This is a genomic window from Allosphingosinicella sp., from assembly GCF_035626655.1.
Taxonomy (GTDB): domain Bacteria; phylum Pseudomonadota; class Alphaproteobacteria; order Sphingomonadales; family Sphingomonadaceae; genus Allosphingosinicella.
Map to the genome: position 1 here is coordinate 42,689 of NZ_DASPNF010000004.1, position 21,933 is coordinate 64,621.

The 21,933-nt window shown below is 68.4% G+C and carries 24 protein-coding genes; 2 read left to right on the forward strand and 22 right to left on the reverse strand.

Features of this window, described 5'->3' with window-relative positions; genetic code table 11:
* Positions 1–15 precede the first annotated feature (15 nt).
* The 5 genes from VEC11_RS02270 to VEC11_RS02290 form a co-directional block, all read right to left on the reverse strand.
* A complete protein-coding gene (locus VEC11_RS02270) occupies positions 16–486 on the reverse strand; it encodes a MarR family winged helix-turn-helix transcriptional regulator (RefSeq protein ID WP_464128752.1) in 471 nt (156 codons plus the stop codon).
* A 78-nt stretch (positions 487–564) separates the two neighbouring features.
* Entirely contained in the window at positions 565–1,824 is a 1,260-nt protein-coding gene (locus tag VEC11_RS02275) for an SEL1-like repeat protein (protein ID WP_464128754.1), read from the reverse strand.
* Positions 1,825–2,157: 333 nt separating this feature from the next.
* Complete coding sequence (gene purQ, locus VEC11_RS02280) at positions 2,158–2,832, reverse strand: phosphoribosylformylglycinamidine synthase subunit PurQ (protein ID WP_464128755.1); 675 nt, start codon at positions 2,830–2,832, stop codon at positions 2,158–2,160.
* Positions 2,829–3,074 carry a phosphoribosylformylglycinamidine synthase subunit PurS gene (purS, locus tag VEC11_RS02285; RefSeq protein ID WP_464128756.1) on the reverse strand — a complete coding sequence of 82 codons (246 nt, stop codon included), beginning with the start codon at positions 3,072–3,074 and terminating at the stop codon, positions 2,829–2,831. Before purS ends, purQ begins: the two co-directional genes overlap by 4 nt.
* A gap of 41 nt (positions 3,075–3,115) precedes the next feature.
* On the reverse strand, positions 3,116–3,763 hold the full coding sequence (locus tag VEC11_RS02290) for a hypothetical protein (protein ID WP_464128758.1): 648 nt from the start codon (positions 3,761–3,763) through the stop codon (positions 3,116–3,118).
* Positions 3,764–3,863: 100 nt separating this feature from the next.
* Here VEC11_RS02290 and VEC11_RS02295 point away from each other — a divergent pair, with 100 nt between their 5' ends.
* Both VEC11_RS02295 and xth read left to right on the forward strand, forming a co-directional pair.
* On the forward strand, positions 3,864–4,190 hold the full coding sequence (locus VEC11_RS02295; protein ID WP_464128760.1) for a HesB/IscA family protein: 327 nt from the start codon (positions 3,864–3,866) through the stop codon (positions 4,188–4,190).
* Positions 4,191–4,213: 23 nt separating this feature from the next.
* Positions 4,214–5,008 (forward strand): exodeoxyribonuclease III, encoded by a 795-nt coding sequence (gene xth / locus VEC11_RS02300; RefSeq protein WP_464128762.1) that lies wholly within the window; start codon positions 4,214–4,216, stop codon positions 5,006–5,008.
* Between the two features lie 566 nt (positions 5,009–5,574).
* Here xth and VEC11_RS02305 read toward each other — a convergent pair.
* The 17 genes from VEC11_RS02305 to VEC11_RS02385 all read right to left on the reverse strand — a co-directional run bounded on the left by VEC11_RS02305 (position 5,575) and on the right by VEC11_RS02385 (position 21,833).
* Positions 5,575–5,991 carry a hypothetical protein gene (locus tag VEC11_RS02305; protein WP_464128763.1) on the reverse strand — a complete coding sequence of 139 codons (417 nt, stop codon included), beginning with the start codon at positions 5,989–5,991 and terminating at the stop codon, positions 5,575–5,577.
* Between the two features lie 27 nt (positions 5,992–6,018).
* Positions 6,019–6,513 (reverse strand): hypothetical protein, encoded by a 495-nt coding sequence (locus tag VEC11_RS02310; RefSeq protein ID WP_464128765.1) that lies wholly within the window; start codon positions 6,511–6,513, stop codon positions 6,019–6,021.
* Positions 6,514–6,682: 169 nt separating this feature from the next.
* Positions 6,683–7,834 (reverse strand): N-acetyltransferase, encoded by a 1,152-nt coding sequence (locus VEC11_RS02315; RefSeq protein ID WP_464128767.1) that lies wholly within the window; start codon positions 7,832–7,834, stop codon positions 6,683–6,685.
* A gap of 53 nt (positions 7,835–7,887) precedes the next feature.
* On the reverse strand, positions 7,888–8,064 hold the full coding sequence (locus VEC11_RS02320; protein WP_464128768.1) for a hypothetical protein: 177 nt from the start codon (positions 8,062–8,064) through the stop codon (positions 7,888–7,890).
* A gap of 85 nt (positions 8,065–8,149) precedes the next feature.
* The gene (locus VEC11_RS02325; protein WP_464128770.1) at positions 8,150–8,497 is read right to left on the reverse strand and encodes a hypothetical protein; all 348 of its coding nucleotides are present in this window, start codon (positions 8,495–8,497) and stop codon (positions 8,150–8,152) included.
* 155 nt (positions 8,498–8,652) lie between these two features.
* Positions 8,653–9,075 (reverse strand): DUF3035 domain-containing protein, encoded by a 423-nt coding sequence (locus tag VEC11_RS02330; protein ID WP_464128772.1) that lies wholly within the window; start codon positions 9,073–9,075, stop codon positions 8,653–8,655.
* A 1-nt stretch (position 9,076) separates the two neighbouring features.
* A complete protein-coding gene (gene lspA / locus VEC11_RS02335; RefSeq protein ID WP_464128773.1) occupies positions 9,077–9,664 on the reverse strand; it encodes a signal peptidase II in 588 nt (195 codons plus the stop codon).
* On the reverse strand, positions 9,657–12,560 hold the full coding sequence (gene ileS, locus VEC11_RS02340) for an isoleucine--tRNA ligase (RefSeq protein ID WP_464128774.1): 2,904 nt from the start codon (positions 12,558–12,560) through the stop codon (positions 9,657–9,659). Before ileS ends, lspA begins: the two co-directional genes overlap by 8 nt.
* Positions 12,561–12,704: 144 nt before the next feature.
* A complete protein-coding gene (locus VEC11_RS02345) occupies positions 12,705–13,667 on the reverse strand; it encodes a glycerophosphodiester phosphodiesterase family protein (protein ID WP_464128776.1) in 963 nt (320 codons plus the stop codon).
* Positions 13,664–14,230: a GNAT family N-acetyltransferase gene (locus tag VEC11_RS02350; protein WP_464128778.1), complete on the reverse strand. Its 567-nt coding sequence runs from the start codon at positions 14,228–14,230 to the stop codon at positions 13,664–13,666. The genes VEC11_RS02345 and VEC11_RS02350 overlap by 4 nt, the downstream gene beginning before the upstream one ends.
* Positions 14,227–15,153 (reverse strand): bifunctional riboflavin kinase/FAD synthetase, encoded by a 927-nt coding sequence (locus VEC11_RS02355; RefSeq protein ID WP_464128779.1) that lies wholly within the window; start codon positions 15,151–15,153, stop codon positions 14,227–14,229. The genes VEC11_RS02350 and VEC11_RS02355 overlap by 4 nt, the downstream gene beginning before the upstream one ends.
* 26 nt (positions 15,154–15,179) lie before the next feature.
* Positions 15,180–15,647 carry a dihydrofolate reductase gene (locus tag VEC11_RS02360; protein WP_464128781.1) on the reverse strand — a complete coding sequence of 156 codons (468 nt, stop codon included), beginning with the start codon at positions 15,645–15,647 and terminating at the stop codon, positions 15,180–15,182.
* Positions 15,644–16,438 (reverse strand): thymidylate synthase, encoded by a 795-nt coding sequence (locus VEC11_RS02365; protein WP_464128782.1) that lies wholly within the window; start codon positions 16,436–16,438, stop codon positions 15,644–15,646. Before VEC11_RS02365 ends, VEC11_RS02360 begins: the two co-directional genes overlap by 4 nt.
* A 52-nt stretch (positions 16,439–16,490) precedes the next feature.
* Complete coding sequence (locus VEC11_RS02370; protein WP_464128784.1) at positions 16,491–17,186, reverse strand: methyltransferase domain-containing protein; 696 nt, start codon at positions 17,184–17,186, stop codon at positions 16,491–16,493.
* A complete protein-coding gene (gene prfB, locus VEC11_RS02375; protein ID WP_464128785.1) occupies positions 17,176–18,303 on the reverse strand; it encodes a peptide chain release factor 2 in 1,128 nt (375 codons plus the stop codon). The genes VEC11_RS02370 and prfB overlap by 11 nt, the downstream gene beginning before the upstream one ends.
* Positions 18,304–18,334: 31 nt before the next feature.
* Positions 18,335–20,809, reverse strand: coding sequence for a penicillin-binding protein 1A (locus VEC11_RS02380; RefSeq protein ID WP_464128787.1), 2,475 nt, complete (start codon positions 20,807–20,809; stop codon positions 18,335–18,337).
* Positions 20,810–20,978: 169 nt separating this feature from the next.
* Positions 20,979–21,833 carry an N-acetylmuramoyl-L-alanine amidase family protein gene (locus VEC11_RS02385; RefSeq protein WP_464128788.1) on the reverse strand — a complete coding sequence of 285 codons (855 nt, stop codon included), beginning with the start codon at positions 21,831–21,833 and terminating at the stop codon, positions 20,979–20,981.
* Between the last annotated feature and the right edge of the window lie 100 nt (positions 21,834–21,933).

Here is a 21,933-nt window from a genome sequence, read left to right on the forward strand (position 1 = left end):
TATCCCCTTCACGCATCACGCGGTTTCCAATTCCTGTTCGTTCTGGTCGAGATTGTCGCGGAGGCGCGCGAGCAGCTTCAGCAGCGCCGCCCGCTCCGCCTCCGAAATGCCGCGCAGCATGTCGGCGTTGAACGTCCGCCCCATCTCCTCGAGCTTGGCGAGGACCGGGGCGGCCGCCGCAGTAAGATGGATGCGCCAGGCGCGCCGGTCGGCCTCGTCGCGGCGGCGCTCGACGAGTCCCGCCTCCTCGAGCCGGTCGATCATCCGGCAGAGCGTGATCGGCTCGACGTCCAGCCCTTCGGCCAGGTCGATCTGCCGGGCGCCGTCACCGGTCCGCTTCAGCCAGGCGAGCACGCGCCATTGCGCCTTGGTCGCGCCGAGCACGGCCGCCCGCTTGTTCGCCTCGCGGCGGATCAACCGGGCCGTCTCGACGATCTCGAAGGCGTAGTTTTCCATGGCGGCCGGCGATATAGTAAGCAGGCTCATTATATTCAAGCTAAGAATTGCCGGCGCACAGATGTGGCGCAGAGGCCGCCCGGCCACATCCCGAAGGCCGATGTCTGATCAGCGGATTCCGCGGCGCGCCAGCTCCTGCCGCGCGGCCTCATAGCCGGCCTCTGCTGCGCGCCGATACCACCGAAGGGCCTCCGCATCGTCGCGCGCGACGCCTCTGCCGCCTGCATGCAGGTTGGCCAGGATATACATCCCCCTCGGGTCACCTCCCTCCGCGCCACGACGATACCAGCCCGCAGCCTCGGCAAGATTCTGGGGTACGCCCCGGCCGGTTTCCAGCAGATAGCCCAGATGCGTCATCCCCACCGCTGAACCCGCCTCCGCACTGCGCCGGTACCAGCGGCCCGCCTCGGTCAGGTCCAGCGCCACGCCGCGGCCGTTCTCGTACATGAAGCCGAGATTGACCATCGCATTCGCATTTCCCGCGTCCGCGGCGCGCCGATACCAGCGCGTCGCCTCGGCATCATCGCGGGTAATTCCGCGGCCATTTGCGTAGGTCCAGCCGAGGGAGTCCATCCCCGGTGGATCGCCGGCCTCCGCACCACGCCGATACCAGCGCACCGCCTCGACGTCGTCGCGCGTGACTCCGCGCCCGTGCAGGTACATCGCGCCCAATCGAGTCATTCCGCCAGGATTGCCCGCCTCCGCGCCGCGCCGGTACCAGCGCACGGCCTCGGCGAAATCCTGGGTCAGGCCGCGGCCATTTTCGTACATGAAGCCGAGATTGGTCATCGCTCCGGCATTGCCCGCCTCTGCGCCCCGTCGGTACCAGCGCACCGCCTCGGCATCGTTGCGCGCGACGCCTCGGCCCATGGCATACATGTCGGCCAGATTGTTCATCGCCCAGCTATTTCCCAGGCCGGCTCCGCGCCGGAACCAGCGGACCGCCTCCTCGTCATTGCGGGCGATCCCCCGACCCTGCTGGTACATCCAGCCGAGATTATCCATTCCGTAGCTGTTTCCGGCCTCTGCGGCGCTCTGGAACAGACGCACGGCTTCGGCATCGTCCCGCGGCACACCCACTCCGGTGCGGAACATGGCTCCCAAGGCGCTCTGCGCGAGCGGCTCGCCAAGCCGTGCGGCCCGGCGATACCATTGCGCCGCCTGGGCCGGATCCCGGGTTGCGCCGAACGTCCCGTTTGCGAACCTGAGCCCCGTCAGGAACTGGGCCCGCCTGTTCCCCGACCTGGCCAGCGCTTCGAGGTCGGCCAGCGTGCCCAGCGTATTCACCTGCCGCTCCATGGCCGAGAAGATCTCATTGTCCGTGGTCAGCCACTCGGTTTCAGGCACCGCGGTGAGCGCATTCCGCATGGCTATGGCGCCGCGAGACAAACTGGGTCCGGCGGGCGTCGGCGGAGGCGCAGGTGGCTGCGGCTGCGAGGGCTGCGGCCGGCGCGGCCGCGGACAGCCGGGCGGATAGCGGCCGAGGGCGCGTTCGGTGGCGCAGTAGCGCGTGCTGGGACTCTGGGCCGCAACCTCTCTCGTGCCCAACCCCGCGACCAGCAGGGCAATCAGCGACGACGATCCCCCGATGGACCTCAGCCTGATCCTTTGCCTCGCCATCGTTTTCCCCCCGCCCGTCGAGGATTCCACTCCTCAGGACCGCGGTCAATCACAGAACCGGGAAGGTTTCGCCCCGCAGCGTCAGGCCGGCTGGCCGACCATCTCCAGCAGGCCTTCGAACAGGCGGCGGCCGTCGGTGAGGCCGTGGGCCGCCTCCACCGCGCGCTCGGGGTGGGGCATCATGCCGAGCACGTTGCCGGCCTCGTTGAGGATGCCGGCGATGTTCCGGGCCGACCCGTTGACGTTGCCGGCATAGCGGAAGGCGATGCGGCCCTCGCCCTCGAGCCGGTTAAGCGTCTCCTCGTCGGCCTGGAAATTGCCGTCATGATGGGCGACCGGGATGACGATCTCCTCGCCTGCGTCATAGCGCGCGGTGAAGGCAGACTGGCTGTTCTCCACCTTCAGCGCCACGTCGCGGCAGACGAACCGGATATCGGCGTTGCGCATCAGCGCGCCGGGCAGCAGCCGCGCCTCGGTCAGCACCTGGAAGCCGTTGCAGACGCCGAGCACCGCGACGCCGCGCTCCGCCGCCTCCTTCACCGCCCACATCACCTCGGACTGGGCCGCCATCGCGCCGGAGCGCAGATAGTCGCCATAGGAAAAGCCGCCGGGGATGGCGATCAGGTCGAGCCCGTCGGGCAGATTGTCCTCGCGGTGCCAGACCATGGTCGGGGCGCGGCCGGTGACGAGGCGAAGCGCCTCGGCCATGTCGCGATCGCAATTGGAGCCGGGGAAAACGATGACGGCGCTCTTCACGCCGGCACCCTCTCGACCTGCTCGATCCGGTAATTCTCGATCACGGTGTTGGCGAGGAGCTTGCGGCACATCTCCTCGATCTCCGATTCGAGGACAGTGTCGGCAAGCTCGAGCTCGATCAATTTGCCGGCGCGGACGTCGTTCACGCCTTCGAAGCCGAGGCCCTCCAGCGCATGATGGATCGCCTTGCCCTGCGGATCGAGGACGCCGTGCTTGAGGGTGACGAAGACGCGGACCTTCATGGCCGCGCCTATGCCCGGAACGCCGCCTGGCCGCAAGCGGCTCAGTCGGTCGTCGCGGCGGTTCCCCGCGGCGGCGAGGCGCGCAGCAGGGCGGACAGGAAGAAGGCGAAGATCAGCTGCCAGGGCAGGAACAGCTTCAGCACCACATCCTTCGCCTCGGGCGTCTCGCCGAGCAGCCAGAGGCCGGCGCCACCCCAGGCGGTGAGCAGCAACAGGCCCGCAAGAAAGACGATGGGGCCTGCAGTCGGGGCGCGCAGGCGCAGCAAGACGAGCAGGAAAAAGGAGACTGCGGCTCCGGCGAAGCCCGCGAGCAGCCCGCCGATCACGGCAGGGCTCACGGTGGGGGCGATCTCCTGGCCCATTTCGTCTATTGCGGGAGCGAGCGCGGCGCCCTCCCCGATCCACCAGAGAAAAAGACTGATCGCGCCGTAGTGAACGGCGGGCACGAGAATGATCAAAAAGAGAATCGCCAGGACATTCGTCCTCCGGGTCAGCTCGTAAAGCGCATAAGGCAGGCCGAAGGCGATCGTGTAGAGCGCGACCTTGAAGGGCGGTCCGAGCCACACGCTCTCATCGCCGGTCGACTCCGCGGTCCAGCCGAGGATGTTGTAGGTGGTCGCGGCATAGAAGACGGCGGCGAACAGGAGTGCGCCGAGCGCGAGCATGGCGAAGCTCATCCGGTTGATCATCGTCCATCTCCTCCTGAGGCCGTGGCTTGATTAGCCCGTTCCACCTGCGCGGCAAAGGGGCGCACTGGTTTTCGCCGGCAGGGCGCCCTATTTTACCGGGATGAGCGACATCGCCCTCTCTCCCTCGGCGGCGGCGCGCGTTGCCGCGATCGCGGCGCGCCAGGCGAAGCCGGCGATCCTGCGCCTGTCGGTGGACGGCGGCGGCTGCGCCGGCTTCCAGTACCGCTTCGGCCTCGCCGATGCGGTCGAGGCGGACGACGTGAAGGCCGAGCAGGACGGCGTCACCCTCGTCGTCGACCCAATCTCGCTCGACCTGGTCCGCGGCTCGGTCGTGGATTTCGTCGAGAGCCTGGGGGGCGCGGCCTTCCAGGTCACCAACCCGAACGCCGCTTCCGGCTGCGGCTGCGGCACCAGCTTCTCCATCTGATCCGCCTGCGCTAAGCGGGCGCCATGAAGATCGTCACCTACAACCTCAACGGCATCCGCGCCCGGCTGCCGCGGCTGCTCGAATATCTGGACGAGCAGAAGCCGGACGCGCTTTGCCTGCAGGAGATCAAGTGCGACGACGACGCCTTTCCGATCAGGGAAATCAGGGCGGCGGGCTATGATGGCGTCTGGCACGGGCAGAAGGGGTTCAACGGCGTCGCCATCCTGACCCCGGCCGCCTCGCCGCCCACGCTCCGCCGCACCGGCCTGCCCGGCGATCCCGACGACACGCACAGCCGCTATATCGAGGCCGAGGTGCAGGGCGTGACGATCGGCTCCATCTATCTGCCCAACGGCAATCCGGTCGGCACCGAAAAATTCGCCTACAAGCTCGCCTGGATGGACCGGCTCCGCGCCCATGCGATGGAGCTGCTCGCCGAGGAGAAGCCGACCGTGCTTTGCGGCGACTATAACGTGATCCCGACCGACGACCCGGACGACGTCTTCTCGGCAAAGGCGATGGCCCATGACGCGCTGATGCAGCCCGAGAGCCGGCAGGCGCTGCGCCGCCTGCTCAATCTCGGCTTCACCGATGCGATCCGCGCCCGCTATCCTGAAGGCGCGGTCTACACCTTCTGGGACTATACGGCCGGCTGCTGGCAGCGCGATGCCGGCTTTCGCATCGACCATCTGCTGCTCAGCGCCCAGGCCGCGGACCGGCTGCGCGACGCCGGCGTCGACAAGGAATATCGCGGGCGGGAGAAAGCCAGCGACCATGCGCCGACCTGGGTGGAGATCGAGGACGAGGCGGCGGCGTAGCCGCAGAAATGGGGACAGTCGGCAAGCGGCTGTCCCCACTCTTCGGCACGCGGTGGGACTTGCATTCCCCACAACGCGTTCGGTCGGCCTGGGGGCCGGACCCGTGCTACGGCAGCAAGATTCACCGTGTCGCGCGCGCCGGAGCCTGCATAGCAGAACCCCGCCGAGTCGAGAATGCTGAAACGGGCCGGTCCGGCGCATGGCGGGCCCGGTTGAGCCCGGCCAACCGGGCCGGCTTGATGTTGCCTGGCCTGCGAAATTTTCAGGGCGACAAGAATAGATTCAAATAATATGAGACGCTCTGTCGGGAGGGCAAGGAAAAGGGGAATAACTTTACTTGCATGTTCTTGGCCTGATCGTCCGGGTGCCGATCCCCTCTGCTCGGCCCAAGAGCCCGGACGACCGGACCGGCCGCCCGCGGCCAAGCGGGCGGCCCGGTTCGGCAGGGCCGATCTTCCCTTGCCGTCATTGCGAGGAGCCGCAGGCGACGAAGCAAGCCAGGACAAGCGGCGAGACTGGGTTGCTTCCCCCGGCCTGCGCCGGGGTCGCAATGACGTGGTTCGCGTTCAGCTGATGCGGAGGTCGTCGAAGCGCACGTTGCCGAGCTGGCCCGCGCAGCGGGTGGAGCGGTCGTGCGAGCCGTCCTCGCCGATCACTTCCATGGTGTCGCGATCGATCGGGATGATGGTGAGCCGGGTGGCGCCCGCCTCGCCGCTCAGGGTCAGGGTGTCGCCGGTCAGGCTCCACTGGCCCTGGAGCCCGTCCCCGGTGGCATAGCCGCCGTCCGGGGCGAAGGCGACGGTGGTCTCGCAGTCGCCGTCGTTGGACCAGGTGCCGATCAGGAAGTCGCGGTCGACATTGGCCCGGGCCGACGGCGCCGCGTCACTCCGGGCGAATTGCGCAAGAGCGGGGCCCGGGACCGAGCAGGCGAGCAAGGTTGCGGCAGCCGCCGCGCGAGCGGTCCTTGCAAAGGCCTGTGTCATCAATTTTCCCCTCCCCGGAAAAATTCCTCAACAGCGTGTCGACCGGCCCGTCGATCCGTCCGGATTGACCACGTTCAGCGTATTCTGGTCCAAAGCGTTGACCCGGACGGTGCGCGGCTCCGCGCCCTCGAAAGTCAGGGTCAATTGGTCGCCCTCGAGCGTCCAGGCGGCGCTCCGGCCGGCCGTGTTGGTGTAGCGCCCGTCGGCGGTGAACTGGCCGGCCTGGTTGCAGTCGCGCGCGTCGGTCCAGCGCCCGATCAGGAAGGCCCGGTCGACCGTGGGAACCAGCGCCGAGGCGGCCGGAATCGCATTGGGATTGCCGGCCAGGCCCTGGCCGTCCGGCTGGCCGTTGGTGGCCGGGAGGCCGGTGCTGGAGGCGCGGACGCCGTTCGTCTCCGCCTTCTGCGCCGGCGTGCCACGGGCCTTCTCGCCCGAGGCGGTTTGGCTGGAGGGCGAGAGACGGTCGCAGGCGCCGAGCGCCAGCAGTGCCGCCGCTGCGGCCAGAGTGGATACCAACTTCATGCACCGGTCCCCGAAATGCCTGAAACCAGAAACATAGCGATTGCCGCGCCCGAGTAAAAGGGGCGTGAAACTACGCATGCGGGGATGTGTAGCTTTGGGGCGGAACGGCACGGGCCGTTGACGCCGTAACGACCGCGCGTTTCCGGGGCGGACGGCCCCGCGCGGGTCCCTACAGGGCTTTCTCGTAAATCCGGTAGGTGCGGTTGTTCCTGCTCTCGATGGCCTCGGCGATCGAGATCATTGGGCCATTGTCGTCGAGCACCCAGCCGACCTCGGCGCGGGTGATGCCGTAATGGCCGTTCCCGGCGCGGCGGATATATTCAATCATCATGAAGGCGAGCTGGCTGGCCAGCCGGGTCGCGTGCAGCTTCTTCAGCACGCCCATCAGCGGCACCCGCCCGCCCCTGGGCCGCATCTTCTTCAGCCGCCAGAGCAATTTGATGAAGCCGAACGGATAAAGCTCGCCCTTCAGGTCCATGAGGAACTCGTTGATATCGGGCAGCGCCATCATGAAGGCGACCGGCTCGCCGTCATATTCGGCGATCTTGATCATGTCCTCGAGCACGATCGGCTTCAATTTCTTGCCCGCATAGGCGATCTCGGCGTCGGTCAGCGGGATGAAACCCCAATTTTCCGACCAGGCCTCGTTGAGGATGGAGAGGATCAACTGCGCCTCTTCATCGAAGCGGCTCTTGTCGACGTCGCGGATGCGGATCCGCTCGTTCTTCTCGCCATTGGCGACGATGCGGTTGACGAGGGGCGGGAAGGGGATGTCGACGGGGAGGTCGTAGGTGAAGAGATCCTTGACCCCATGATAACCGGCGCTCTCCACCCAGGCTTCATATTCGGCCTTGTTGTGCCCCATCATCACCATCGGCGGATGGTCGAACCCCTTGATGAGCAGCCCCGGCTGGTCCCAGATGCCGAGCGAGAAGGGGCCCATGGCGCGGGTCATCCCGCGGCCGCGCAGCCAGCCCTCCGCCGCCGCGAACAGGGCGTGCGCCACCGCCTCGTCCTCGGCCTCGAACATGCCCCACTGGCCGAGGCCCTCGCCCATATGGATCAGGACCAGCTCGTCCACCTGCGCCGAGATCCGGCCCACGGGCTCGCTGCGGCCCTCCCGCCAGGCGAGGAAGAATTCCGCCACGGCATGCTCGAACCAGGGGTTCTTGCCCGGCGTGATCAGGCCGCGCACCTCGTCCTTGAGCTCGGGCACCCAATTGGGGTCGGAGAGGTTCAGCCGGTAGGCGAGCTCGACGAAGGCCTTCTTCTCGGCGCTGGAGGCGACGGGTCGGACGGTGATGGCAGCGGCGTTGCTCATGGCCGCCTGCCTAGCCCGTCCGTGCGGGCCTGTCTCCCCTCCGCTGCGGAGGATCAGCTCAGCGAGCGGGGCGGCGGCGCCGACGCCGGCGCGGGCTTCTCACCGTCCTCGGTCTCCAGCTCGCGGGCCATCTCCATGAGGATGTGATGGGTGCGCTCGTCGCTCGTCCACAAAGCGAGCTCGCGGCAATGGTCGGCCATCACCCGGGTGGAAGTATTACGCCCCGACATGGCGCGAAAAACGTCTTGATCTAGATCAGGTTCCGGCCCCAGTTACTTTTCATCGACAATAACGGCAGCTCAACGATGCAAGGCCTTAGCGCAGCAAGGCGGCGAGCTCGGCGAGCGCGGTGTCGAGCTGCCGCGCGAGCCGTGCGGCGGCGGCGCGGGAGGGCGTCCCGTCCGGCGCGGCGAGCAGGGCCTCGACCCCGGCCGCCGCCCAGAGTGCGGTCTCGTTGGCCAGCGCCTCGAAGCGGCGCTGCACGACCGGCAGGGCGAGGTCATAGGCGCTCGAGATGCGCGCGGCCTCGTCGAGCGCATGGTCGTGGCCGCGCGTTTCGCCGGCAAGCCGCTCGACCAGCCGCAGCGCCTCGCGCAGCCGCGCGATCTGGCGGCCGGGATCGGGCCCGGCCGTCGCGGGAGAGGGCGGCGCCTGATGCGTCATCGGCGCCGAGGCTAGGCCCGGATGCCTAATGAAGCGCTAACGGCTCCCCCCGTCATCCCGGCGAAAGCCGGGATCTCCGTGCCTTTGCCGTGGCCGGAGCAACAGGAAACGGGATTCCAGCATTCGCTGGAATGACGCGGGGAGATTTGCCGCGGTCAGTTGGGGACGGAAACCGCCGCTTCCTGGCCGTCGCCCTGCGGCAGCTGCAGGATGGTCTGGACCAGGGTGCCGCGGCTCACCACCGCGGTCTGCGGATCGCCGGCGACCGAGCGGGCGCCGAGCGCGGCGCGCTCCGAGCGGGCGAGCTGGAGCAGGTTGTTCTCCACTGCGCTGCGCGGCTGCGGGCCGCCGAACAGGGCCTGCAGCGCCTGCGCGCGCGGATCCTGGGCGCCGGCGCTCTCGGCCTCGCCGGGCCGCGGCGGGGTCAGCGCGAAATCGGGCGGCACCGCCAGCGGGGCGCTGCGGGCGACCGCGAACTCGTCGGGCCCGCGGCCGCGGCCGAACGGGCCGCCGCCGGCACAACCGGCGACGAGGGTGGCGGCCGAGAGGGCCAGGACGAGACGGGCGGCGCTACGCATATCAAACTTCCTTCTTGGGCGCCTTGCCATCGCGCATCAGGAGCGCGCGCACAAGCAAAAGCAGCACGCCGATGGTAATCGCGGCATCGGCGACATTGAAGACCAAAAACGGCCTGAACTCGCCGAAGTGCAGATCGGCATAATCGACGACATAGCCGAGCCGGATCCGGTCGATGATGTTGCCGAGCGCGCCGCCGAGCACCATCGCCAGCGCCACCGAATCGGTGCGCTTGCGCTCCTTCCAGAGCCAGAAGGTGACGAAGGTGGCGATCGCGCCGGTCAGCAGCACCAGCAGCCAGCGCCCCCAGAAGCTGCTCGCCGAGAGCAGGCCCAGCGAGACCCCGTTATTCTCCACCCAGCGCAGGTTGAAGAAGTCGGTGATCTTGATCGTCCACTCCGGCTGGCCGCGCAGGTTCAGCGGATAGGTCACCACCCATTTCACCGCCTGGTCGAAGACGAAGATCAGGAAGGCGATGACCAGAGCCTGGGCGCGCAGCGCCTTCAGCCGCAGCCGGTCCGCCGGGGACAGGCCCGGCTCGGGCGCCGGCGCCGGCCTTTCCTCCGCCGGAGCGTCGACAAGGTCACCCATTCACCACCCCCTCGCAGCGGCCGCAGAGTTCGCCATCCTCCACCACTTCGGGCAGCAGGCGCCAGCAGCGGCCGCATTTGTGATTATCCGTGCGCTCTATCAGCACGCCCTCAAGACCCGCTTCCGGCCGCACTTCAGATACGATGAAGTACTCGGCCAGGTCATCATCGCGAATGTCGCTAAGAATCGCCTCTATGTCCGAAAAGCGGACACGAGCCTCGAGGCTCGAACCGATTGTCTTTTCCCGTCTTAGCGGCTCGATCGCCTCGTTGACTCTTTCACGCAGCGCGATGATTCCGGTCCACTTTTTGCTGAGCTCGTGATCCCGCCAGCCGGCATCGATCTCCGGCCATTCGAGCAGGTGGACCGAGCCATGCGCCGGATAGCGGGTCTGCCAGACCTCCTCCGTGGTGAAGCAGAGGATCGGGCTCAACCAGCGCACCAGGGCCTGAAACACCGTGTCCAGCACCGTCCGGTAGGCGCGCCGCTTGGGATCGTCCGCGGCATCGCAATAGAGGCTGTCCTTGCGGATATCGAAGAAGAAGGCGGAGAGATCGTCATTGGCGAAGGCCATGAGCGCCCGCGCATAGCGGTTGAACTCATAACCCTCCGCCGCCTCGCGCAGCTCCGCGTCCAGCTCGGCGAGCCGGTGCAGCACCCAGCGCTCCAGCTCCGGCATCTCCGCCGGCGCCACCTTCTCCGCGTCGCCGAAGCCATCCAGCGCGCCGAGCAGATAGCGGAAGGTGTTGCGGAGCTTGCGATAGGCGTCGGACGTGCCGGCGAGCACCTCCTTGCCGATCCGCACGTCCTCGAAATAGTCGGTCGAGGCGACCCAGAGGCGGAGGATGTCCGCCCCATTGTCGCGGATGATCGCCAGCGGATCGACCACGTTGCCCGTCGACTTGGACATCTTGCGGCCCTGGCCGTCCAGCGCGAAGCCGTGGGTGAGCACGCCTTTGTACGGCGCCTGGCCGCGCGTGCCGCTGCTCTCCAGCAAAGAGGAATGGAACCAGCCGCGATGCTGGTCCGAGCCTTCCAGATAGAGGTCGGCACGCACGCCCTCGCCATAGCGGGCCTCGATCACATAGGCGTGGGTCGAGCCTGAATCGAACCAGACGTCGAGAATGTCCTTCTGCGGCTCGTAATCCTCGAGCTTGTAGCCGTTGCCGAGCAGCGACTGGTGGTCCGCCTTGAACCAGGCGTCGGCGCCGCCCTCGTGGAAGGCGCGGATGATCCGCGAATTGACCGCCGGGTCCTTCAGATATTCGCCGGTCTTCTTGTTCACGTAGAGCGCTATCGGCACGCCCCAGGCGCGCTGCCGGCTGATCACCCAGTCCGGGCGCTGCTCGATCATCGCGCGGATGCGGTTGCGCGATTTCTCGGGGACCCAGCGCGTGTCGTCGATCGCCTTGAGGGCGGTGGAACGCAGCGTGGCAAGCCCCTCCCCTTCAGGGGAGGGGTTGGGGTGGGGCATGTCGGAAGCCTGCGCGGTCCCGCCAGCAGCCCCCATCCCTCGATCCCCTCCCCTGAAGGGGAGGGGAAGCTGGCTGTCCATCGGGATGAACCATTGCGGGGTGCAGCGGAAGATGACCTTGGCTTTCGACCGCCACGAATGCGGATAGCTGTGCTGGAAGTCCGCGCTGGCCGCGAGCAGTCCGCCCGCCTCGCGCAGGCCCGCGCAGATCGGCCCGTCCGGCGCGTTGAACTTCGCGTTGATGACGCTGCCGAGCCCGCCGAGCCAGAGCCAGTCGTTCCGGTACTTGCCGTCGTCCTCGACGGCGAAGACCGGGTCGATGCCGTGCGCCTTGCAGAGCAGGAAATCGTCCTCGCCATGGTCCGGCGCCATATGGACGAGGCCGGTGCCCGCATCGGTGGTGACGAAGTCGCCGGGCAGGAAGGGGCGTGGCTTCGCGAAGAAGCCGCCGAGATGATGCATCGGGTGACGGGCGACGGTGCCGGCGAGGTCGGAGCCTTTGCCGCGCCAATCCACCGCCTCGCTGTAAATGCCCAAGCGCTTGCAAACCGCTTCAGCCAAGGCGCTCACCACCAGTATGTGGCTCATCCCCGGTCGAGGTGTCGCGCCCTCGGGCGGATCGATCCTGTTGATGTGCAGGAGCGAATATTCGACGTCAGGGCCGTAAGCGATCGCTTGGTTGACCGGGATCGTCCAGGGCGTCGTCGTCCACACCACCGCATGGGCGCCGACCAGATCAGGGATCGGACTCTCCGTGATCTCGAACGCCACATCGATCTGGGTCGAGACGATGTCCTCATATTCGACCTCGGCCTCGGCCAAAGCCGTCTTCTCGACCGGCGACCACATCACCGGCTTGGCGCCGCGGTAGAGCTGGCCGCTCTCGGCGAATTTCAGCAATTCCTCGCAGATCTTCGCCTCGGCCTCGTATTTCATGGTGAGATAGGGATCGTCCCACTCGCCCATGACGCCGAGCCGCTGGAACTGCCCGGACTGCACCGCGACCCATTTCTCCGCATAGGCCCGGCATTCCGCGCGGAACTGGTCGACCGGGACCTCGTCCTTGTCCTGCTTCTTCTTGCGATAGGCCTCCTCGACCTTCCACTCGATCGGCAAGCCGTGGCAGTCCCAGCCGGGAATGTAAGGCGCATCGAAGCCGCGCAGGCTCGCTGAGCGGACGATGATGTCCTTCAGGATTTTGTTCATGGCATGGCCCATGTGGAGGTCGCCATTGGCGTAGGGCGGGCCGTCGTGCAGGATGAAGCGCTCGCGTCCCGCGCGGGCCTCCCGCAGCCGCTTGTACAGCTCCTCGCTCGCCCAGCGCGCGAGGATGGCCGGCTCCTTCTGGGCGAGGCCGGCCTTCATCGGGAAGTCCGTCTTCGGCAGGAAGACGGTCGAGCGGTAATCGGGTTTTTCGGACATTGCGGGCGGACTTAGCGGCTGAGGTGCATAAGTCAAAGCCCCTCCCCTTCAGGGGAGGGGTTGGGGTAGGTGAGTCTGGTGAGTGGCTCGTACGCCCGCCCCACCCCTCGATCCCCTCCCCCTGAAGGGGCGGGGAGGAACGCCTCAACGCACCAAGGCCCGCCCGACATTCTCCATGTCCTCGACCAGCAGCATCCCCGTATAATCGTGCGGCACCTCGCCGAGCTGCTCGGGCTCGGTGAGGCCGACCCAGCGGTCGCCGGCCGTGCCGTCGCCGGGGATGAAGAAGCGGGCGCCGGCGCCGCTCATCCGGGCGAGGAAGCGATAGGGCCAGCCCCAGAGCGTGAAGCTGCCGTGCCGCGAGAGGATCAGGGTGGTGCCGTTGCACGCCTCCGGGACGGTCCCGAGCCAGCCCGTCCGGTAATATGGCGCCATGCAGGCCTCGCTCGCCCGGTTGTCGAGCACGAACCCGCTCTGCGTCAGCTGCCGCAGCCGGGCGCGGGCCGCGGGCGGGCCGGCAAAGCCGTGGCCCGGCCCGATCTCGACGCCGGCCTGCCGGAAGGCGGCCACCGTCGCGTCCGCGGCGCGCGCATCGGCGAGGTCGAAGATCAGGGTCGCCCGCCGGTAGGAGCGGAGCACGTCATAGACGGTCGGCATCGCGCCGATCGCAAGCCCGCGCAGCGGGAAGGTGCGGCCATTGTCCTGGCTGTAGCCATAGCCGATGTCGAGCGTGCGCAGATAGGAAAGGTCGCGCTCGGCGACCGCTCCGGTGCCGTTGGTCCGGCATTCGAGCCGGGCGTCGCGGAAGATCACCGCATGGCCGTCGCTGGTCGCGCGCACGTCGAGCATCAGCCCGTTGGCGCCGTCGCTCATCGCCTTGGTCAGCGCGCCGGCGCTGTTCTCGATCAGATTGCCGTGCTGGCCCGGCCGGACGTGGCGCGCATTGCAGTCGCCGGGCGCGTCGGCCGCGATCGGCTGGCCGCTGCCGCGATGCGCGATCAGGCTCAGCCGGCCGGCGGGCCGGCCCGCCAGCCAGGAGGCGTTGATCAGGCTCAGGGTCACGATGACGAGCGCCACCGCGATCAATGCATATCTGGATTTCCTCATGCCCCTGCCGACCGATGATCCTTGTAGACCGCTGTTTGCGTGAAGCTGTCCCAGCGCGTTGTCCAGATGTTGACGGTGCCGCCCAGCGGGGTGTCCCACTGGCCGGTGATCGCCGCCCCGAGCTTGCGCGCGACCCGTTCGCTGGCAAGGTTGGCCGGGTCGATCAGGTGGATGACATGGTCGCGGCCCAAGGCTTCGTGCGCCCAGATCAAGGCCGCGGCGGCCCCTTCCGCGGCATAGCCCTTGCCCCAATGCGCCGGGAAGATCGACCAGCCGATCTCGAAATCGGGCCAGCCTTCCGGCGCCCAGGGCCCGAGCCGGCCGACGGGCTGCCCGGTGGCGCGCTCGTCGACCATCCACTGGCCGTAGCCATTCACCGCCCACATGCCGGGCACGGTGGCGATTGGCCGCCACGCCTCCAGGCGGCTGAGCCCGCGTTGCTCGCGGGTGATGAAGCGGGAATAGCCGTCGTCGGCAAAGGCGGCCATCAACGGTTCGGTGTCCGACGGCCGCTGGGCGCGGAGGATCAGGCGCGGCGTGTGGAGGGTCGGGACCTCCGTCATCGCGCGAGGATCGCCTTCGCCGCCTCGCGGTCGCGCGCGATCTGCGCCTTCAGCGTCTCCAGGTCGTCGAACGCCGCCTCGTCGCGGATGAAGTCGATCACCTCGACCTCGATCACCTGGTCGTACAGGTCGCCGTCGAAATCGAAGAAATAGGGCTCGAGCAGCTCCCGGGGCGGGTGGAACATCGGGCGGGTGCCGAGATTGGCGACGCCGTTCGCGACGCGCCCGCCCGGCAGGAGGCCGCGCACGGCATAGACGCCGAAGCGCGGGCGCAAATAGCGGTCGAGCGCGATATTGGCGGTCGGATAGCCGATCGTCCGACCCCTCTTGTCGCCATGCACGACCATTCCCTCGATCGCGAAGGGGCGGGTGAGCAGGCGTGCCGCGCCCCGGCAGTCGCCCGCCTGCAGCGCCTCGCGGATCCGGCTGGAGGAGACGGGCTCGCCATCCTCGTCCACCGCCGCCACCGCATCGACCGAGATGCGATTGGCCTGGCCGAGCAATTTCAGCACCTCGACATTGCCGCCGCGGCCCTTGCCGAAGGTGAAATCCTCGCCGGTCGTCACGCCCGCGGCGCCGGCGCGGCTCACCAGATAGTCGGCGACGAAATCGGGCGCGGTGACGGCCGCGAGCTCGGCGTCGAACCGGTAGACCAGCATCGCGTCCGCGCCGGCCTCCGCGAACAGCCGCTGGCGCTGGTCGAGCGTGGTCAGCCGGAAGGGGGGCAAATCGGGCTTGAAGAAGCGGACCGGATGCGGGTCGAAGGTGGCGACGAGCGCCGGCTGCCCCTCGGCATGGGCGCGGGTGACGGCGCGGCCGACCACCGCCTGGTGGCCGCGATGAAAGCCGTCGAAATTGCCGAGCGCGACGATGCCGCCGCGAAACGCCGCCGGAACCGTCGAGCTCCCGTCCAGGCGCTCCATGCCGGCTCGTATAGGAAGCGGCAGCGCTAGCGGGAAGCCCGTTCGAGCCGGACGAAGCTGTGCGTCTCGAAATCCTCGCGCGAGACCTCGCGCCAGCGCGCCGGATCGAAGGGCGGCATCACCGCGTCGCCCTCGGGTGACAGCCGCACCTCGGTGAGCTCGACCGCGTCGGCGAGCTCCTCGAACATGCGGAAGATCTCGGCGCCGCCGATCACCGCGGTCTCGGGCACGTCGCCGGCGAGGGCGATCGCCTCCTCGCGGCTATGCGCGACCTCGGCGCCGGGCGCGGACCAGGCGGGATTGCGGGTCAGCACGATATGGCGGCGGCCGGGCAGGGGGGCCGGGAAGCTCTCGAATGTCCTGCGGCCCATGACCATGGGCTTGCCCATCGTCATCGCCTTGAAGCGGCGCTGCTCGCCCGGGATGTACCAGGGGATGATATTGTCCAGCCCGATCACGCCATTGTCGGCGCGGGCGAGATAGAAGGTGATCACACCGCCACCTCGGCCTTGATGTGCGGGTGCGGGTCGTAGCCCTGGATCTCGAAATCCTCGAAGCGATAGTCGGTGATGTCCGTCGGGCGGCGGAGCAGGCGCAGGGTGGGCAGCGGCCGCGGGTCGCGGGCCAGCTGCTCGCGCGCCTGGTCGAGATGGTTGGAATAGAGATGGCAGTCGCCGCCCACCCAGACGAAGTCGCCCGGCTCCAACCCGCATTGCTGGGCAAGCATGTGCGTGAGCAACGCGTAGCTCGCGATGTTGAACGGCACGCCGAGGAAGACGTCGGCGCTGCGCTGGTACATTTGCAGCGAGAGCCGGCCGTTCGCGACATAGGTCTGGAACATCAGGTGGCAGGGCGGCAGCGCCATCCGCCCGATATCGCCGGGATTCCAGGCCGAGACGATCTGCCGGCGCGAGCCCGGGTCGCGCCTGATCAGCGCGATCAGGTCCCTGATCTGGTCGATCTCGCGCCCGTCCGCCGTCTCCCAGCGCCGCCACTGCTTGCCATAGACCGGGCCGAGCTCGCCCGCCTCGTCGGCCCACTCGTCCCAGATGCTGACCCGGTTCTCCTGCAGCCAGCGGACATTGGTGTCGCCCTTCAGGAACCAGAGCAATTCGATCAGGATCGAGCGGATGTGGAGCTTCTTGGTGGTCAGGAGCGGGAAGCCCTTCGCCAGGTCGAAGCGCATCTGGTGGCCGAACACCGACAAGGTGCCGGTGCCGGTGCGGTCGGTCTGGCTGGCACCCTCGTCGAGGATGCGGCGCATGAGATCGAGATAGGGCTGCATGGAGTCGGATATGGCCGCTTCGGGCCGCCGCTCCAATCGAAAATCGTCCCCGTCAGGGGTTGCAGGCGGGAATCGCCGAAGGCTCCGGCCGGGGCCCGCGCGCCTCGAACTGGGCGAAATAGGATTCGCTGTCCGGCAGCCGCTCGAACTTGGTCAGCGTATAGCCGACCGCGTTGAACTCGCAGACCAGCAGCCGCTGCGGGGTGCCGTGCTGGCTGGTCGGGCGGTCGGCATCGACGACGATCACCCGGCCGTCGCTCTTCAGCGAGGGGCGCATGTTCCAGAGGAACTCCGAGGGCCGCGCGATCTCGTGATACATGTGGATCATGAAGATGCGGTCGAGCGAGCGGCCGGGGAGCTGCGGGTCGTTCGGCTGGCCGAGGCGGATCGCGACATTGTCGAGCCGCTCGCGGGTGATGCGCTGGCTGAGCGTCTGGATGGTCTGCGGGACGATGTCCTCGGCGAGCACGCGGCCCTTCGCCCCGACCAGAGGCGACAGGCGCACGGTATAATAGCCGCCCCCCGCGCCGATATCGGCGACGAACATCCGCTCGCGGACCTCGGCGAGGCGGCTGACCGTCTCGAACTCGCCGACCCGGTCGCGGGAATCCTCGTTGAGATAGCGCGACGAGATCGGCGCCACGGGCCGGTGCGGCTCGGGGAAGGGCGAGGCCTGGTTGTTCGCCGCGCCCCCGCCGCAGGCGGCGAGCGGGAGCAGCAGCAGGACGGGAAGCGCCCTAGTCCACATCTTCCACCTCGACCTTTTCGCCGGTGACGCGCTGCGAGAGGGCGGCGGCCATGAAGCGGTCGAGATCCCCGTCGAGCACGTCGGTCGGCGAGGTTGAGGTGACGCCCGTCCTGAGATCCTTCACCAGCTGATAGGGCTGCAGCACATAGGAGCGGATCTGGTGGCCCCAGCCGATGTCGGTCTTGGCGGCCGCGGTCGCGCTGGCCTCGGCCTCGCGCTTCTGCAGCTCGTTCTCGTAGAGGCGGGCGCGCAGCTGGTTATAGGCTTCCGCGCGATTCTTGTGCTGCGAGCGCTGGTTCTGGCACTGGACCACGATTCCCGTCGGCAGATGGGTGATGCGGACCGCGCTGTCGGTGGTGTTAATGTGCTGGCCGCCGGCGCCCGAGGCCCGGTAGGTGTCGATCCTGAGGTCCGCCTCGTTCACCTCAATATCGATATTCTCGTCGACCACCGGATAGACCCAGACGCTCGAGAAGCTGGTGTGGCGCCGTGCATTGCTGTCGTAAGGGCTGATCCTGACGAGGCGATGAACGCCGCTCTCGGTCTTCGCATAGCCATAGGCATTCTCGCCCTTGATCATGAGCGTGGCCGACTTGATCCCGGCCTGCTCGCCGGCATGATAGTCGATCACCTCGACCTTGTAGCCGTGCCGCTCGGCCCAGCGCGTGTACATGCGCTGCAGCATCTCCGCCCAGTCCTGGCTCTCGGTGCCGCCGGCCCCGGCATTGACCTCGATATAGGTGTCGTTGGCATCGGCCTCGCCGGCGAGCAGCGCCGCGACCTTGTCCTTCTCGGAGCGCTCCGCGAGCTCGGCCAGCGCCTTCACGGCGTCGTCGACCAAGCCCTCGTCGCCCTCGGTCTCGGCCATCTCCATCAGCTCGACCGTGTCGTCCAGCTCCTTCTCGATCGCGCGGGTCGCGCCGATCGCCTCGTCGAGCCGGCGTCGCTCGCGCATCACCGCCTGCGCCGCCTTGGGGTCGTCCCACAGGCCAGGGTCCTCGACGCGCCCGTTCAGCTCGTCGAGGCGCTTCAGGGCGCGGTCCCAGTCGAGAAAGCGGCGCAACAGATCGAGGGCCGACCGGATCTGGTCGATAGAGGCTTGCGCTTCGGCGCGCATGAGATGTCCTTTGAGTGGGTGGAGGAGGGAGTTAGTAAATCCCACCCTCTCTTTGCAAGAAATCGCTGTCGCCGCGGCGCTCGTTCGCATTGCTGGCCTGCGTCGGTGCGGCGCGGCGGGCGGCCGGGTCGACGACCTCGCGGGCGACGGTCCGCCGCGGCTCGCTCTCCGGCTTGAACGCCTCCCAGATGATCGCGGCGCGCGGATCGCTGGTCGGCCAGGCGCCGTAGACGCGCTGGCCGGAGCGGCGTTCGATCCGGACCATGCGGATGCCGGTCGGCGCGCGGAACGGGATGACCGGCATGCCCTCGAAGGCGGTACGGGCGAACTGGCGGAAGATCGGTGCCGCGATCGTGCCGCCCTGCGCATAGCCGCCCATCGGCCGCGGCCGGTCGAAGCCCAGATAGACGCCCGCAACCACCTGCTGGGAGCCGCCGATGAACCAGACGTTGGTCGGCCCCGAGGTCGTGCCGGTCTTGCCGAACAGCGGCCGACCCAGGTCGCGCAGGATCGTCGCAGTGCCGCGCTGGACGACGCCCTCGAGCATGTGGACGATCTGATAGGCGGTCATCGCGTCGACCACCTGGCGGGTGCGCAAGGGGGGCCGCGGCATCGGCCGGCCGTTCCAGTCCGGCGCGTTGCACCCCTCGCAGGGCCGCGTGTCCGCGCGCCAGATGACGCGGCCATTCCGGTCCTGGATATAGTCGATCAGGGTCGGGGTCAGCGCGCGGCCCTGATTGGCGAAGACGGCGAAGGCGTTGACCATCTTCAGCACCGTAGTGTCGCCGGCGCCCAGCGAGATCGGCAGATAGGGCGTCGAGCGATAATCGCCGACGTCCATCTGGCGGGCCCGCTCTATGACATTGGCCATGCCGATCTGGTTGGCGGTGCGCACCGTCATCAGGTTGCGCGACTGCTCGAGGCCCCAGCGCATCGTCTGCGGGCCGGCATAGCCGCCGGAGAAATTGCGGAAGCATTTGTTGTTCGCGCAGAACGGGCCGTCGATGATGATCGAGGCCGGGGTCATGCCCGCGTCCAGCGCCGCCGAATAGACGATCGGCTTGAAGGTCGAGCCGGGCTGGCGAAGCGCCTGGGTGGCGCGGTTGAAGCCCGAGCCGCGCACGTCCCAGCCGCCCTGCATGGCGAGCACCCGGCCCGACTGGACTTCCTCGGCGACGAAGCCGCCCGACACTTCGGGAATGGAGCGCAGGGCATAAGTGCTGCCGCTCTCGCCCTGCCGTTCGACCGCGATCACCGCGCCCGGGCGGAGCGCGTTGAAGGCGGCGGTGGCGGTGCCCCGCCTGGGCATGGCGGCGAGCGAGGCGGGGAGGGTGCCGCGGCTGCCGTCGGCAAAGCCGAGCTCGATCTCGCCGCCCTGCCTGGCGAGCACCACCGCCGCCCGCCAGGTCGGATAGCCGGGGCCGAGCGCGGCGCCGGCGAGGCGCTGGCGCCAGCCGTCGAGCGGGATGGAAAGGCCCGGGTCGCGCCAGCCCCGGCCGCTCTCGTAGCGGCGCAGGCCGTCGCGCAGCGCGGTCTCGGCCGCCTCCTGCATGCGCGGATCGTAGGAGCTGCGCACCCAGAGGCCGCCGGCATAGACGCTGTTCGGCCCGCTGGCCGCCTCCTCGCCATAGCGCGCGATCAGCGTGCGGCGGACCTCTTCCATATAATAGCCGCCGACATTGCGGACTGAATCCGGGCTGCCGCCGCGCGCCGTCTGCAGCGGCTCCGCCACCGCCGCGTCATGCTGGGCCTGGGTGATGAAATTGTTCCGCAGCATCTCGCTCAACACGAAGTTGCGCCGCTGCAGCGCCGCCTCGGGGTGGCGGACCGGATCGTAATTGGACGGGCTCTTCGGCAGCGCCGCCAGGAAGGCGCATTCGGCCAGGGTCAGCTGGGCCACATCCTTGGCGAAATAGGCCCGCGCCGCGGCCTGTACGCCATAGGCGTTCCGGCCGAGGAAGATCTGGTTCATGTAGAGCTCGAGGATCTGCTCCTTGGTCAGCGTCGCCTCGATGCGGCGGGCGAGGAAGGCCTCGCGGATCTTGCGGGTCACCGAATATTCGTCGCCGACGAAGAAGATCTTGGCGACCTGCTGGGTGATGGTCGAGCCGCCGCGCGCCCGGTCGCCGCTGCCGGACTTGGAAACATAGTCGATCACCGCGCCGACCAGGCCCGGATAGTCGATGCCGCCATGGCTGAAGAAGGTCCGGTCCTCCGCGGCGAGGAAAGCGTTGATCAAAGGCGCGGGGAATTCGCCATAAGCGAGCTGGACGCGGCGCTCCCGGGCGAAGACCTGCGCCGGGCTGCCGTCGATGTCGCGGACATAGGTGGGCAGCTCCGGCTGATAGTGGAGCAGGCTCTCCGCCGAGGGCAGGCCGCGCGCGAACATCAGCCAGAGCAGGAAATAGAGGATGAAGGGGGAGGCGAGGATCAGGACGATGATCTTCCCCCACCAGCGCCGCCACATCCAGCGCAGCAGGCGCCAGGGCGCGGTTGCGACGGCCATCAGCCGGCCGCCGGACACAGCCCCGCCTCCGCTCCCGAATCCGCCGCCTCCGCGGCGAAGGACGATACGCTGGCTGGCCGTGTCTGCACTCATGGCGGGGCGGGTCTAGCCGAAGCGCGCTGGCAGGTGAAGCGGGCGCGTGGGCCGCTGCGGCGAGGCCCGGCGCGGCTCAGGCCCCTGCGCCGCGCCTCAGCCCGCGCCGGGCGAAATGCGCCTCGATCGCGCGGCGCATGCCCTCGGCGATCTCGCGCCGGCCCGCGGCGGAATCGATATAGGCCGCGTCCGTCTCGTTGGTCAGATAGCCGCTCTCGAACAGGATCGAGGGGATGTCGGGCGCCTTCAGCACGATGAAGGCGGCGAAGCGGTGCCAGTCCGGCCGGAACGGGAAGACCGGCGCGGCCTCGCGGTAGAGCAGGCGCGCAAACTCGGCCGAGACGTTCATGCTCTCGCGCTGCGCGAGGTCGATCAGGATGAGGTTGACGTTGGGATCGGGGCTCATCCGCGCGCCGCCGACCCGGTCGGCCGCATTCTGCCGCTGGGCGAGCAAAGCCGCCTCGCGGTCGGAGGCGACCTCGGACAACGTATAGATGGTCGCCCCGCGCGCCCGGTCGTTCTCCGGCGCGGCGTCGGCATGGATGGAGATGAACAGGTCCGCATCGAGCCGGCGCGCGATCGCATAGCGGTCCTCCAGCACCAAATAGCGGTCGTCCTCGCGGGTCATCGCCACCCGCACCCGACCCGAGGCGGCGAGCGCGTCGCGGATCGCGAGCGCGATGGCGAGGGTGATGTCCTTCTCCGGCCGGTCGGTAAAGGGGGAGGCGGCGCCCGGATCCTGCCCGCCATGGCCGGCGTCGATGACGACCAGCGGCGGATTGTCACCGCGCGCCGGCGTCACGCGCGGCAGCGGGCCGCTCTGGTCGCTGGCGAGCGGATCGAGCGGGATGGTCACGCCCTGGCCCGGCGGCGCGGGCGGCGCCGGCGACGGCCAGAGCAGGGCCACCAGGGCATAGAGGAGCCAGTCCATCGCCGCGCACTTTGCCGTCCCCGGCCTTTCACGGCAAAGCAAAAACCCGCCACCGCGCCCCCGGCCGCGGAAATTCGCGGAAAAAAGCGCGCTTTTCCCC

Bases quoted from the DNA above. Each gene is read 5' to 3' on its own strand.
- VEC11_RS02365 (WP_464128782.1), bottom strand. From the start codon at position 16,438: ATGCAGCCCTATCTCGATCTCATGCGCCGCATCCTCGACGAGGGTGCC.
- ileS (WP_464128774.1), bottom strand. From the start codon at position 12,560: ATGTCCGAAAAACCCGATTACCGCTCGACCGTCTTCCTGCCGAAGACG.
- VEC11_RS02370 (WP_464128784.1), bottom strand. From the start codon at position 17,186: ATGTGGACTAGGGCGCTTCCCGTCCTGCTGCTGCTCCCGCTCGCCGCC.
- VEC11_RS02290 (WP_464128758.1), bottom strand. From the start codon at position 3,763: ATGATCAACCGGATGAGCTTCGCCATGCTCGCGCTCGGCGCACTCCTG.
- xth (WP_464128762.1), top strand. From the start codon at position 4,214: ATGAAGATCGTCACCTACAACCTCAACGGCATCCGCGCCCGGCTGCCG.
- VEC11_RS02295 (WP_464128760.1), top strand. From the start codon at position 3,864: ATGAGCGACATCGCCCTCTCTCCCTCGGCGGCGGCGCGCGTTGCCGCG.
- VEC11_RS02275 (WP_464128754.1), bottom strand. From the start codon at position 1,824: ATGCGGAATGCGCTCACCGCGGTGCCTGAAACCGAGTGGCTGACCACG.
- VEC11_RS02330 (WP_464128772.1), bottom strand. From the start codon at position 9,075: ATGCGTAGCGCCGCCCGTCTCGTCCTGGCCCTCTCGGCCGCCACCCTC.
- VEC11_RS02270 (WP_464128752.1), bottom strand. From the start codon at position 486: ATGAGCCTGCTTACTATATCGCCGGCCGCCATGGAAAACTACGCCTTC.
- VEC11_RS02355 (WP_464128779.1), bottom strand. From the start codon at position 15,153: ATGGAGCGCCTGGACGGGAGCTCGACGGTTCCGGCGGCGTTTCGCGGC.
- VEC11_RS02380 (WP_464128787.1), bottom strand. From the start codon at position 20,809: ATGGCCGTCGCAACCGCGCCCTGGCGCCTGCTGCGCTGGATGTGGCGG.
- VEC11_RS02385 (WP_464128788.1), bottom strand. From the start codon at position 21,833: ATGGACTGGCTCCTCTATGCCCTGGTGGCCCTGCTCTGGCCGTCGCCG.
- VEC11_RS02310 (WP_464128765.1), bottom strand. From the start codon at position 6,513: ATGAAGTTGGTATCCACTCTGGCCGCAGCGGCGGCACTGCTGGCGCTC.
- VEC11_RS02320 (WP_464128768.1), bottom strand. From the start codon at position 8,064: ATGTCGGGGCGTAATACTTCCACCCGGGTGATGGCCGACCATTGCCGC.
- prfB (WP_464128785.1), bottom strand. From the start codon at position 18,303: ATGCGCGCCGAAGCGCAAGCCTCTATCGACCAGATCCGGTCGGCCCTC.
- VEC11_RS02315 (WP_464128767.1), bottom strand. From the start codon at position 7,834: ATGAGCAACGCCGCTGCCATCACCGTCCGACCCGTCGCCTCCAGCGCC.
- lspA (WP_464128773.1), bottom strand. From the start codon at position 9,664: ATGGGTGACCTTGTCGACGCTCCGGCGGAGGAAAGGCCGGCGCCGGCG.
- VEC11_RS02305 (WP_464128763.1), bottom strand. From the start codon at position 5,991: ATGACACAGGCCTTTGCAAGGACCGCTCGCGCGGCGGCTGCCGCAACC.
- VEC11_RS02325 (WP_464128770.1), bottom strand. From the start codon at position 8,497: ATGACGCATCAGGCGCCGCCCTCTCCCGCGACGGCCGGGCCCGATCCC.
- purS (WP_464128756.1), bottom strand. From the start codon at position 3,074: ATGAAGGTCCGCGTCTTCGTCACCCTCAAGCACGGCGTCCTCGATCCG.
- VEC11_RS02350 (WP_464128778.1), bottom strand. From the start codon at position 14,230: ATGACGGAGGTCCCGACCCTCCACACGCCGCGCCTGATCCTCCGCGCC.
- VEC11_RS02345 (WP_464128776.1), bottom strand. From the start codon at position 13,667: ATGAGGAAATCCAGATATGCATTGATCGCGGTGGCGCTCGTCATCGTG.